The sequence below is a fragment of the Oceanisphaera pacifica genome (assembly GCF_017498065.1).
Classification (GTDB): domain Bacteria; phylum Pseudomonadota; class Gammaproteobacteria; order Enterobacterales; family Aeromonadaceae; genus Oceanimonas; species Oceanimonas pacifica.
Genome location: NZ_JAGDFX010000004.1, coordinates 61,678 through 74,115, shown reverse-complemented (window position 1 = coordinate 74,115; position 12,438 = coordinate 61,678). Strand labels below are relative to the sequence as shown.

The following is a 12,438-nucleotide window of genomic DNA, read 5'->3' as shown; positions in this document are numbered from 1 at the left end:
GTTTTACGATCTAATTAAATGGTCAAAGGCGCTGAGGGCGGCGGTGGCACCGGCTCCCATGGCAATAATAATCTGCTTATGCGGTACAGTGGTCGCATCGCCAGCGGCAAAGACACCGGGTTGTGAGGTAGCGCCTTTAGCATCGATAATCACTTCACCAAAGCGCGATAGCTCAATGTTTGAGCCTTGTAAAAACTCAGTATTAGGTACTAAGCCAATTTGTACAAAAATACCGGCAACAGCAAGGTGCTTAGGCTCGCCACTCACGCGGTCAATATAATTCATACCGCTGACTTTTTGACCATCGCCCACCACTTCTGTGGTTTGCGCACTGCGAATAATCTCAACATTCGGCAAAGACTCGGCTTTGCGCTGTAACACCTCATCGGCGCGTAAAGTATCGGCAAACTCCAATACAGTGACATGCTCGACTAGGCCGGCTAAATCAATTGCGGCCTCAATACCTGAGTTACCACCGCCGACTACTGCCACTCGCTTCCCCTTAAACAAAGGGCCATCACAGTGTGGGCAATAGGCCACGCCTTTATTGCGATATTCCACTTCACCTGGCACATTCAGCTCTCGCCAGCGCGCCCCTGTGGCTAAAATCACACTGCGGCTTTTTAAGGTTGCGCCACTGGCTAAGGGGATATTCACTAACCCATTAGTATCTGCAGAGGCCGATTGAATACCAGTGGCGCGTTGGGCGCTAATAATATCCACATCATACTCTTTTATATGCTGCTCAAGGCTTGCTGCGAGTTTAGGGCCCTCGGTATAAGGCACAGAAATAAAGTTTTCTATACCTAGGGTATCCATCACTTGGCCGCCAAAGCGCTCAGCTAACAAGCCGGTGCGTATGCCTTTTCGGGCCGCATAAATGGCGGCTGCCGCGCCTGCTGGGCCACCACCTACAACTAATACATCGTAAGGGTCGACATCATTTAAGTTTGCCGCTTGGCGCTCGGCCGCTTCGCTATCAAGCTTAGGAATGATCTCTTCTAAGCTCATGCGCCCTTGGCCAAAATGCTCACCGTTTAGATAAACGGCAGGCACCGCCATAATTTGACGTTCTGTTACTTCGTCTTGAAACAGCGCCCCATCTATCATCACATGAGTAATATTAGGGTTAAGGGTCGCCATTAAGTTAAGAGCCTGCACCACATCGGGGCAGTTTTGGCACGACAGTGAAATATAAGTTTCAAAATGAAACTCGCCTTTAAGGTCGCGAATTTGCTGCTGTAATTCACTGCTCACTTTAGAAGGGTGACCGCCTGCCTGTAGCAGTGCCAATACTAAAGAAGTAAATTCATGACCCATAGGAATACCGGCAAAGCTTACTCTTGGCGTTTGGCCTGCTGGCGCAATGCTCATGCTAGGAGAGCGGTGTGCTTGCGCTTCCTTTAGGCTTATTTGGTGTGAAAGCTGGCTAATTTCTGTGGCCAACTCTCGTAATTCGGTTGATTTTGCTACTTGTTCTGGTGTCTCGCTCAAGGACACGCTGATCTCGATAGGCGAGACAATGTTTTGTAAATAAGCGTTCAATTGTTGTTTGAGGTTTGCATCTAACATAGTCGTGTCCTGTGCTGAGGGTTAACAGAACTCGGCCAGCACTTTGGCTTAGCCGAGTTACGATTAGGGAGTGATTAAGCTAACTTAGATTTTGCCAACCAAGTCCAGTGATGGTGCTAAGGTTGCTTCGCCTTCTTGCCATTTAGCAGGGCAAACTTCACCAGGGTGAGTGGCAACATACTGAGCGGCTTTAATTTTGCGTACTAAGTCTGCTGCGTTCCGGCCAATGCCTTCTGCAGTAACTTCTACCGCCTGAATAATGCCCTCTGGGTCAATAATAAAGGTGGCACGGTCTGCTAAGCCTTCGCCTTCACGCATAACATCAAAGTTATTAGTGATAGTGCCGGTTTGGTCACCCACCATGTAGTACTGGATTTTACCAATGGTGTCGGAGCTGTCGTGCCACGCTTTATGGGTAAAGTGAGTGTCGGTCGATACAGAAAACACTTCCACGCCCATTTTCTGTAGCTCGCTGTAGTGATCGGCCACATCACCTAATTCGGTTGGGCAAACAAAGGTAAAGTCTGCAGGGTAGAAGAACACCACTGACCACTTACCTTTTAAGTCAGCCTCAGTCACTTCAACAAACTCGCCTTGACGAAACGCTTGAGCGGTAAAGGGTTTGATTTCGGTATTAATTGCAACAGTCATAATATTTCCTTTTGTGTTGGTTACTTGTTTTGAATGCTTATGTGTTGAGTCAGCCTTGTGCTGTGAACGGTTATAATCATAGAACGGTACTATGATTAAGTTAATTCGTTGTTTCCTATAGAATCGATAGATTTTAACTATCAATCAATATAAGCAGTATCCAGAATTTTGAGGAAACCACAGCAAACTGTTTAAAAATGGTGAAACAACAACAAACAGGAAATTCGTTCACTTTTTTTATTGAACTGGAGGGGGCTTTTTTAGTGTTGCTATTTTTTATGCGCCAGACTGGCAATTGCCGCTATGCCTGAGCTAAGGGCAAGAAGTGTTGCTTTACATTCGATTGCTGGTAAAAAGCTAAACGTTGGACCTTAATTTAATGTTAGGTTGTTTTTGGTTGTTTTATTACAGTTTTTAGTTACATTTTTGTTCGGTGTGTTGAGGGGGGGCTGTTTGAGAGGGCCGCAGTATAAGAGGATGCTGATTATACTTTAGTTTTATATTATACCTGTTATGTGACCTGTGTTGTAATTTTGCTAGATTGTTACTTGACCTTATGCTAAATGTTGCGCAAATTAGTATCCGTAACGCAGCGCAGAATAAACGGAAACGTCATATATAAAATAATAGAGCAGAGTTTTCTGACTCACTAAAAATAGACGAGAGTTGCGGTGCAAAATAAGCAAGGTTATAGCGCACAACATTAATGCAAATTTTGTTGTGGTAAGGAAGTAGAAAAGCCTAAACATAGGCTTCAACTCGACAGACTAGAACAGGACGGACACCATGCCATACGCAAGCGAAATTGATACCCTGACTTCTTTGATTAAACAAAACCCTACTTGGGGCGCCATTAAGCCTGAGCATGCTGCACGTATGCGTGTGCAAAATAAATTTAAGACCGGCTTAGATATTGCCAAGTACACCGCAAAAATTATGCGTGAAGACATGGCCAACTATGATCTAGATACTTCGCAATACACTCAGTCTTTAGGTTGCTGGCACGGTTTTATTGGTCAACAGAAAATGATTTCTGTTAAAAAGCACTTTAATACCACTAAGCGTCGTTATTTATACTTGTCTGGCTGGATGGTTGCCGCCATGCGTTCTCAGTTTGGTCCGCTGCCCGATCAGTCTATGCATGAAAAAACCGCCGTGTCTGGTTTGATTGAAGAGCTATACACCTTCTTGCGCCAAGCTGATTCTTGGGAGCTTAACCACCTGTTCCGAGACTTAGAAGAAGCCGTAAAAGCAGATGATCAGGCTAAAATTACTGAGCTAACGCAGCAAATTGATAATCATGAAACACACATAGTGCCAATTATTGCTGATATTGATGCCGGTTTTGGTAATGATGAAGCTACCTACTTGCTGGCCAAGCAAATGATTGAAGCCGGTGCTTGCTGTATTCAAATTGAAAACCAAGTATCTGATGAAAAGCAGTGTGGTCACCAAGACGGTAAAGTAACCGTGCCTCATGCTGACTTCTTATCAAAAATTAATGCGGTGCGCTTAGCTTTCCTAGAGTTAGGGGTAGATGATGGTGTGATTGTGGCCCGTACCGACTCTTTAGGTGCCGGCTTAACCAAGCAAATTGCCGTAACAGAAGAACCAGGTGATTTAGGCGACCAGTACAACAGCTTTATTGATGGTGATGAAATTGCCTCAGCAGATGACATTAATAACGGTGACGTGGTTATTAAGCAAAATGGCAAGCTGATTAAACCAAAGCGTTTAGCCTCAGGTCTGTTCCAGTTTAAAGAAGGCTCAGGTGAAGATCGTGTGGTAATGGACTGTATTGCCAGCTTACAAAACGGCGCAGACTTACTGTGGATTGAAACTGAAAAACCGCACGTTGGCCAAATTGCCAATATGGTTAATCGCATTCGTGAACAAGTACCTAATGCCAAGCTGGTGTACAACAACAGCCCGTCGTTTAACTGGACGCTCAACTTCCGCCAGCAAGTGTACGATGCATGGGCTGAAGAAGGAAAAGACGTAAGCGCTTATGATCGTGCTCGCCTAATGAGTGCCGATTACGATACGTCTGAGCTGGCTAAACTGGCCGACGAATGGACGGCTAACTTCCAGCGCGATGCAGCACGTGAAGCGGGTATTTTCCACCATTTGATTACGCTGCCTACTTACCACACTGCGGCATTGTCTACCGATAACTTAGCAAAAGGCTACTTTGGTGACGAAGGCATGCTGGCATATGTAGCAGGTGTACAGCGTAAAGAAATTCGCCAAGGCATCGCCACCGTTAAGCACCAAGATATGGCAGGCTCTAACATAGGTGATGACCACAAAGAATTCTTCGCCGGTGACGCCGCTCTTAAAGCCGGTGGTAAAGACAACACTATGGGTCAGTTCGAAAATATATAATTAATAATAAAATGATGACCAGATCATCAAGCATTATCCCTTAGTTTATGGCAGCCCCCGGGCTGCCTTTTTTCGTTTGCTTAAATGGTTTTTTGTCGGGCTACTCCAAAAAATAGCTTGAAGCTTGAAGCCGGAAGCCGGAAGCCGGAAGCGAAGATCTAGGTTGGGTAGGGTACGAGCCTGAAGGATGGATTGCTTCGTGCCTCGCAATGACAAAGCTACTGGTGTTTTCTGTAGTCCCACGCTTTAGCCGTGGGTTCTGCGAAGCAGAAAGGTTATACCAAATACACTAAAGATCTGTTCTATTGAAAACCTGCATAAGAGAGGAAGCTAAGTCACCTACCACGACACGCCATAAACCCATCCATGGGGGCTCGGGAAATGCCGTCCATGGCATTTCACGGTCGTGGTAGGCGATCTCAGCCGCCTCTTATAAAGATCAGAGTTGTCTGTGAGACTGCTAACAGGCGACTCAGTGGTTGTTGGCCGGATAAAGGGAGTGACTCCACCGACCATCACATGACAGGGACGTCATATGTTGAGCGCCACATGGATGTGCTTGCAGCGTGTCGGTGGAGTCACCCCTTTGTTCGGCTTTTGCAGCTATTAAAGCTGACCACTTCTTTAGTACGATTGGTATTAGATTTTTGTAGAAGTAAAGCGGACAGGATGAGATAAACCCGTAAGGGATAAGGGGGACGACACTCAATCGGTGCAAATACTTTACTTCCGGCTTCTAGCTTACCGCTTCCAGCTATCTTTCACGCTTTGTCTTAATACATAATCCATTAACTCGGGGTAAAAGCGCAAAAAAGCTTGTTCCATATCTGAATAATGCGCTTGTAATAAAGGCAGACAATGGGCAAGCGGGGTAGGGCGGTGAAAGCGCTGGCCAATGCGGGTGAGCGCCAAGCTAATGCCCTCTAAAGACTGATAACTGGCCAGTAACTGATATTGCTGCATACGTGCCACCAAGGTCACCATGGCAGCTGGCCAATGGTTATCTGGCACAAGCTGGGCGTGGGCCTCATCAATAAAGTTACTCAGTGGCTGAGAGCTAAAGCAACACCAATGTTTAGCCAAAAAATGGTCAAATATCATATCCATAATAATGCCACCAAAACGCCGATAGGGGCTGGGCAAGGCTCGCACCGCCCCCAAATGCTGCGGGTGAGCATCGGTAAAAGAGTCGATGCGCCTATGTAGCCAAACGCCTCGCTGTAAATCGGCGGGGAGTGCGTCTTTAGCACTTTTGTTGATGTCCCCTTTTACATACTCGCCTAACAAGGCACCCGGCAGGCTGGTGTGACTCAATTGTGCCAGATGTAGATGGGCTAGGTAGTTCATTGACTGGCCTATCTTACCGGTAGCGCGTCATCATCCTCATCAACCTGATGCACCGATAAGTCTAAATCATCGGGATCCATCTCATTATCGGGCTGCTCGGCCAATTGTGCATCCAATACCTCAAGCAGATGAATCGCCACTGTCACAAAGTCACTGTCGGTGACAATGCCCACTAATTTGCCTTTATCAATAACCGGCAAACAGCCGTATTTATGTTGTTGTAAATACTGCGCCGCCTCACGTACCCCAGCCTTGGGGCTGACACTGGTGACGTCTTCGATCATCACTTCTGATAGTTGATGCTGAGTTAAAAAAGCGCCATTACTGTCTTTTTCAAGGCAAGACTCTTGGGCGGCTAACATATCTCGCTGGCTTACCAGCCCCACTAAGGTGTCTTCTTTGAGTACAGGAAGGTGTCGAATATGATGGCGCTGCATTAATGTGCGCGCTTCACCCAAGGTGGCGGTAGGGGGCAGACCAATCACATCGCGGGTCATAATTTCAGAGACGATAGCTGGCATAAGGTATTCCTTCTCTTTGATGTCGTTTTAATATCAAGATAGTCGAACGATAACGTCTTGTCTGATGATCACCATAAAGGAAGATATCATCAAGTGCCTATTACATTGACCTTACGCTATATCACAATAATATGCATTATGGCGCGATAACGGCGAATTGCCTTGATCCAGTGAGGCGCCCTCACTAGACTATCGCACGTTATTACAAGAGGTTGCCTATGCTGGTTAGCGAATTTTCTTTTGAGCTCCCCGATGAGCTTATTGCCCGCCACCCCATGCCGGAGCGCGGCGCAAGTCGTTTGTTACAGCTAGAGGGTAACAGTGGTGAGATTAATCATGGTTATTTTCATCAAGTACTGGAGCGTGTTAACCCAGGAGACTTGCTGGTATTTAACAATACGCGGGTTATTCCAGCTCGATTATTTGGCCGTAAGGCCAGTGGCGGCAAGTTAGAGGTGTTGGTTGAGCGCGTATTAGATGATAAGCGCGTATTGGCCCATGTGCGTGCCTCTAAAGCCCCTAAGCCCGGTAGCGAATTAATTCTAGAGCCAGATGTTAAGGCGACTATGGTGGCGCGCCACGACGCTTTGTTTGAAATTGAATTTCATGATGACGCGCGCACTGTATTAGAAATTTTAGAAGCGGTGGGCCATATGCCCCTGCCGCCTTATATTGACCGACCCGATACCGAGGCTGATAAAGAGCGTTATCAAACCGTTTATAATGAAAAGCCCGGTGCGGTAGCCGCACCCACGGCAGGGCTGCATTTTGATCAAGCTTTATTAGATGCACTGGTGGTCAAAGGCGCCGAACTGGCGTTTGTGACTTTGCACGTAGGGGCGGGCACTTTTCAGCCGGTGCGGGTTGATAATGTGCTTGAGCATCAAATGCACGCTGAATACATAGAAGTGTCCGATGAGGTGGTTGAAAAAGTGCTGGCCACTAAAGCCCGTGGCGGCCGCGTGATTGCCGTGGGGACTACCTCGGTACGTTCATTAGAAAGTGCGGCAAAAGTGGCGCAAGAAAATAACACCGCATTAGCGCCTTTTTACGGCGATACCGATATCTTTATTTATCCTGGATATCGCTTTCAGCTAGTTGATGCCATGATCACCAACTTTCATCTGCCAGAATCCACCTTGATCATGCTGGTCAGCGCATTTTGCGGATTTGAGAATATTAAAGAAGCCTATCGCCAAGCCATTGAGCAGCGATACCGCTTTTTCAGCTACGGCGATGCCATGTTTCTTACTCGACAACAGACATTGGGGAATAGGGACTAGGGATTGGTTAACTCCAATTCCCAACTCCCTCCTGCTAAACAGGACCAACAGCTAAAGCGTTGGACTACAAGGGCGGGTATTTATGTTTCACGTAAAGCGTAAAACGTAAGGCATACAGCTGTTTTTAAACAAGGTCAGACTGTTTCTCTGGCCAGAAGAGGTAACACATGAAATTTGATTTACACACAACCGATGGCTTAGCCCGTCGTGGCCGCCTAACGTTTGATCGTGGCGTGGTTGATACCCCAGCCTTTATGCCGGTCGGCACCTACGGCACGGTAAAAGGCATGACCCCAGAAGAAGTGGCAGATACCGGTGCCCAAATTTTGCTGGGCAACACTTTTCATCTGTGGGTACGCCCTGGACAAGAGGTGATGAAACTACACGGCGATTTGCACGACTTTATGAACTGGCAAGGCCCAATTTTAACCGACTCCGGTGGTTTTCAGGTTTTTAGCTTGGGCGATATTCGCCAAATTACCGAAGAGGGCGTGTATTTTCGCAATCCCGTAAACGGCGATAAAATTTTCTTGTCCCCAGAAGTGTCGATGGAAATTCAATACGACTTGGGCTCTGATATAGTGATGATCATGGATGAATGTACGCCGTTTCCTGCCACTTGGGAAGAAGCGAAAAAATCCATGGAAATGTCATTGCGCTGGGCGAAACGCTCTCGCGATCACTTTGATAAACAAGGCAATAAAAATGCTCTATTTGGCATTATACAAGGTGGTATGCATGAAGACTTACGCGACGTCTCTTTAGCGGGCCTGTTAGATGTGGGCTTCGATGGCTATGCCGTGGGTGGTTTAGCTGTGGGTGAACCTAAGCCCGAAATGCACCGCATACTGGAGCATATTTGTCCGCAAATTCCGGCCGATAAACCCCGTTATTTAATGGGGGTGGGTAAGCCTGAAGATTTAGTAGAAGGTGTGCGCCGCGGCATTGATATGTTTGATTGTGTTATGCCCACACGTAATGCGCGTAACGGCCATTTATTTACCACAGACGGCGTGGTTAAAATTCGTAACGCTAAGCATAAAACCGATACCGGGCCATTAGATAGCGAATGCGATTGCTACACCTGTAAGAATTATTCTCGCTCTTATTTACATCATTTAGATAAGTGTAATGAGATATTAGGCTCGCGTTTAAACACCATTCACAACTTACGTCACTACCAACGCGTAATGGAAGGTTTACGTCAGGCTATCGAGCAAGGTAAATTAGACGACTTTGTTGCTGAGTTTTATCAGCGTCAAGGTAAAGCTGTGCCTCCTCTTGGGCAGACTGGCGACGCCGGCGAACAAGAATAGGTAACAGACCCATAAAAAAGGGACGGCGATGGCTTTCCCTGTTAATCGCGATTTATAAACACGTTAATCATCAATAAGGAACTAAAATTTATGAACTTTATCTCTAACGCTCATGCTCAAGGCGGCGCTGCAGGTGGTGGTATGGAAATGATCATCATGTTGGCGGTATTTGGTTTGATCTTCTATTTTATGATTTTCCGCCCTCAGTCAAAGCGAGTGAAAGAGCATAAAAACCTAATGGCGTCTTTAAGCAAGGGCGATGAAGTGCTCACCAACGGTGGCTTAGTGGGTAAAATTGCTAAAATTACCGAAGACAACGATTACGTGCTGCTGAGCTTAAGCGAGCAAAGCCAAGTGACCATTAAAAAGGACTTTATTTCAGCCGTCCTTCCTAAGGGTTCTATTCAGTCCCTTTAATTCCTTGCCAAGGAGCACAGCGTGTTAAATCGATATCCGCTGTGGAAATACTTGATGGTGATCGCTGTGATCACCATCAGTTTTCTATATGCAGCACCCAATTTATTTGGTGAAGACCCTGCGTTGCAGGTGTCCGGTACCCGAGGCAGTCAAGTGACGGCTTCTGAGCTAGCTAAAACCCAAGCGACCTTACAAGCCGCCGGCATTGATATTAAAAGTGCCGCGCTAGAAGACGATCAGTTGTTAGTGCGCTTTCGCAACACAGATGATCAGCTTAAAGGAAAAGAGCTAGTAGCCGCAGAGCTTGGCGATAATTACATTAGTGCCCTTAACTTAGCGCCTGCCACGCCTGCTTGGTTAGAAGCCTTAGGCGCAGGCCCACTTAAGCTCGGTCTTGATTTACGAGGCGGTGTGCACTTCTTAATGGAAGTGGACATGGATGAAGCCATTAATCGTGTTCAAGAGCAAAGAATACAAGATTTTCGTACCGATCTACGTGAACAGCGTTTGCGCTACTCTGGGGTATTAAGCAAAGACGAGGGCACCTTAGCCGTGTTCCGTGACGCTAAAACTCGGGATCAAGCGCTAAGCTTTTTGCAGGGGCGTTATCCTGATCTCGTGTTTGCTGAGCGTGATAGCGGCGATAATTTTGGCGTATTTGCTCAAATGAGTGAGCAGCGCCTTAAAGAAGTCAAAGAATACGCACTACAGCAAAACATTACGATTATTCGTAACCGAGTCAATGAACTTGGGGTTGCCGAGCCGTTAGTACAGCGCCAAGGTGCCGAGCGTATAGTGGTACAGTTGCCCGGTATTCAAGACACAGCTCGTGCGAAAGAAATCTTAGGCGCAACCGCCACCTTAGAGTTTCGTTTAGTGGACGAAAAGGCCGACACTGCTGCCGCCAACGCTGGGCGCGTGCCGCCTAATAGCGAATTGCTAAAAGATCGTAATGGCCGTCCTGTGGTGCTGCATAAGCGTGTTATTTTAACCGGTGAGCATATTGTTGATGCCAGCTCGAGCATGGATGAATTTAGCCGTCCTCAGGTCAACATTAGCCTAGATGCCCCTGGCGGTAGCCGCATGGCCGATTTTACTAAAGATAACGTAGGCCGCCCTATGGCGACTGTGTTTACCGAGTATAAAACCGGCGACAAGATCAATGAAGATGGCTCACGCCAATTCAACAAGCACCAAGAAGTGATCAACATTGCCACTATTCAGTCGCGACTGGGTAGAAGCTTTCGTATTACCGGTATCGATTCTATGGCAGAAGCACAAAATCTGTCTTTACTGTTGCGTGCGGGTGCCTTAATCGCCCCCATTCAAATAGTAGAAGAGCGCACCATAGGTCCAAGCTTGGGTAAGCAAAACATCGAAAACGGCATGATGGCCATGGTCTTTGGCATGATTGCGGTGGTGGTGTTTATGGCGATTTATTATCGTAAGTTTGGCTTGGTGGCCAATGCCGCTTTATTGGCTAACTTGGTCATTATTATTGGTGTGATGTCTATGGTACCCGGTGCCACTATGACGCTGCCCGGTATTGCCGGTATTGTGTTAACCATAGGGATGTCGGTGGATGCCAACGTGCTTATTTTTGAGCGTATACGCGAAGAAATACGCGATGGCCGCAGCATTCAACAGGCCATTCATGTGGGGTACGATAAAGCGTTAGGCACCATTGCCGACTCTAATATTACTACCCTTATCACTGCCATTATTTTGTTTGCCATTGGTACTGGCCCCATTAAGGGCTTCGCCGTGACACTGATTATCGGCATTTTGGCGTCCATGTTTACCGCGATTGTGGGAACCCGAGCGCTGGTTAACTTGCTCTGGGGCGGTAAGCGTCTCAGCAAATTATCGATATGAGGAAAGAAAATGTTTGAGATCCTCAAAACCCGAGCGCCCATTCGCTTTATGCACTACTCAAAACTGGCTAGCGCCTTTTCAGCAGTGCTTATTGTATTGTGCTTTGCCACCCTATTCACCAAAGGGCTGAACTGGGGGCTAGATTTCACCGGTGGTACAGTGGTGGAAGTGGCCTTTGAGCAATCGGTTGACTTGGACAAAGTACGCACTAGCTTAGAGCAAGCTGGCCTAAGCAATGCCACAGTACAAAACTTTGGTAGCAGTCGCGATGTGCTAATACGCTTAACGCCTCAAGCCGGGGTAGACGTACAGCAACAAGGTGAAGCCGTACTGGCCGCCATGGAGCAAGTACAGCCTAATGTGGTAATGAAGCGATTAGAGTTTGTGGGGCCGGCCATTGGTAAAGAGCTGGCCGAACAAGGTGGCCTAGCCATTTTGGTCGCGCTCTTGTGTATCATGCTTTATGTGGGGGTACGCTTTGAGTGGCGACTGGCTTCAGGGGCAGTGATTTCTTTGGCGCACGATGTGATTATTACCTTAGGGGTATTCTCATGGAGCCAAATAGAAGTCGACTTAACCATAGTGGCCGCCTTACTCACAGTCGTGGGGTACTCACTTAACGATACCATAGTGGTGTTTGACCGAGTGCGAGAAAGCTTTCGTCGTGTTCGCGAAGATACCACAGCACAGGTATTTAATGAGGCCATTACCGATACCCTAAGCCGTACTTTGATCACATCCATTACTACATTAGTGGTGGTGGTTGCCTTGTTCTGGAAAGGCGGCGCGTTAATCCACGGTTTTGCCACCGCCTTATTGTTAGGCATTGCATTTGGTACCTATTCTTCTATTTATATTGCCAGTGCTTGGGCAATGATGTTGGGGGTAAAGCGCGAACATATGCTACCGCCACAAATAGAAAAAGAAGGCGCAGACCAAGAACCATTGGTTTAATATTAGCGTAAATAAAAGGGTCCTACGGGACCCTTTTTCTATCATAATGCATTTGTCTAATGACAAATGCTGCGCAGCTGCATAAGATGAATTCATAATAAAATAAGTTCGGAGCCG

At 47.0% G+C, this 12,438-nt stretch carries 10 protein-coding genes; 6 read left to right on the top strand and 4 right to left on the bottom strand.

The features are described from left to right. Positions 1-3: 3 nt before the first annotated feature. Complete coding sequence (gene ahpF, locus J3U76_RS04405; protein WP_208004631.1) at positions 4-1,572, bottom strand: alkyl hydroperoxide reductase subunit F; 1,569 nt, start codon at positions 1,570-1,572, stop codon at positions 4-6. A gap of 84 nt (positions 1,573-1,656) precedes the next feature. Continuing rightward, positions 1,657-2,223, bottom strand: a complete 567-nt coding sequence (gene ahpC / locus J3U76_RS04400; protein WP_208004630.1) for an alkyl hydroperoxide reductase subunit C — start codon at positions 2,221-2,223, stop codon at positions 1,657-1,659. A 786-nt stretch (positions 2,224-3,009) separates the two neighbouring features. On the opposite strand from ahpC, the gene J3U76_RS04395 reads away from it, so the two are divergent. Continuing rightward, on the top strand, positions 3,010-4,608 hold the full coding sequence (locus J3U76_RS04395; protein ID WP_208004629.1) for an isocitrate lyase: 1,599 nt from the start codon (positions 3,010-3,012) through the stop codon (positions 4,606-4,608). A gap of 741 nt (positions 4,609-5,349) precedes the next feature. Here the strand turns inward: J3U76_RS04395 and J3U76_RS04390 are convergent. Continuing rightward, positions 5,350-5,955, bottom strand: coding sequence for an acyl carrier protein phosphodiesterase (locus tag J3U76_RS04390; protein WP_208004628.1), 606 nt, complete (start codon positions 5,953-5,955; stop codon positions 5,350-5,352). Positions 5,956-5,963: 8 nt separating this feature from the next. After that, positions 5,964-6,476, bottom strand: coding sequence for a CBS domain-containing protein (locus J3U76_RS04385; RefSeq protein WP_208004627.1), 513 nt, complete (start codon positions 6,474-6,476; stop codon positions 5,964-5,966). A gap of 218 nt (positions 6,477-6,694) precedes the next feature. Between J3U76_RS04385 and queA the strand changes: the two genes are divergently transcribed. The 5 genes from queA (at position 6,695) to secF (ending at position 12,321) form a co-directional block, all read left to right on the top strand. Next, on the top strand, positions 6,695-7,759 hold the full coding sequence (queA, locus tag J3U76_RS04380; RefSeq protein WP_208004626.1) for a tRNA preQ1(34) S-adenosylmethionine ribosyltransferase-isomerase QueA: 1,065 nt from the start codon (positions 6,695-6,697) through the stop codon (positions 7,757-7,759). A 167-nt stretch (positions 7,760-7,926) separates the two neighbouring features. Then, positions 7,927-9,075: a tRNA guanosine(34) transglycosylase Tgt gene (tgt, locus tag J3U76_RS04375; RefSeq protein ID WP_208004625.1), complete on the top strand. Its 1,149-nt coding sequence runs from the start codon at positions 7,927-7,929 to the stop codon at positions 9,073-9,075. Between the two features lie 90 nt (positions 9,076-9,165). Then, entirely contained in the window at positions 9,166-9,492 is a 327-nt protein-coding gene (gene yajC, locus J3U76_RS04370; RefSeq protein WP_208004624.1) for a preprotein translocase subunit YajC, read from the top strand. Positions 9,493-9,513: 21 nt separating this feature from the next. Continuing rightward, a complete protein-coding gene (secD, locus tag J3U76_RS04365; RefSeq protein WP_208004623.1) occupies positions 9,514-11,367 on the top strand; it encodes a protein translocase subunit SecD in 1,854 nt (617 codons plus the stop codon). Positions 11,368-11,376: 9 nt separating this feature from the next. Continuing rightward, a complete protein-coding gene (gene secF, locus J3U76_RS04360; RefSeq protein ID WP_208004622.1) occupies positions 11,377-12,321 on the top strand; it encodes a protein translocase subunit SecF in 945 nt (314 codons plus the stop codon). Positions 12,322-12,438: the final 117 nt, after the last annotated feature.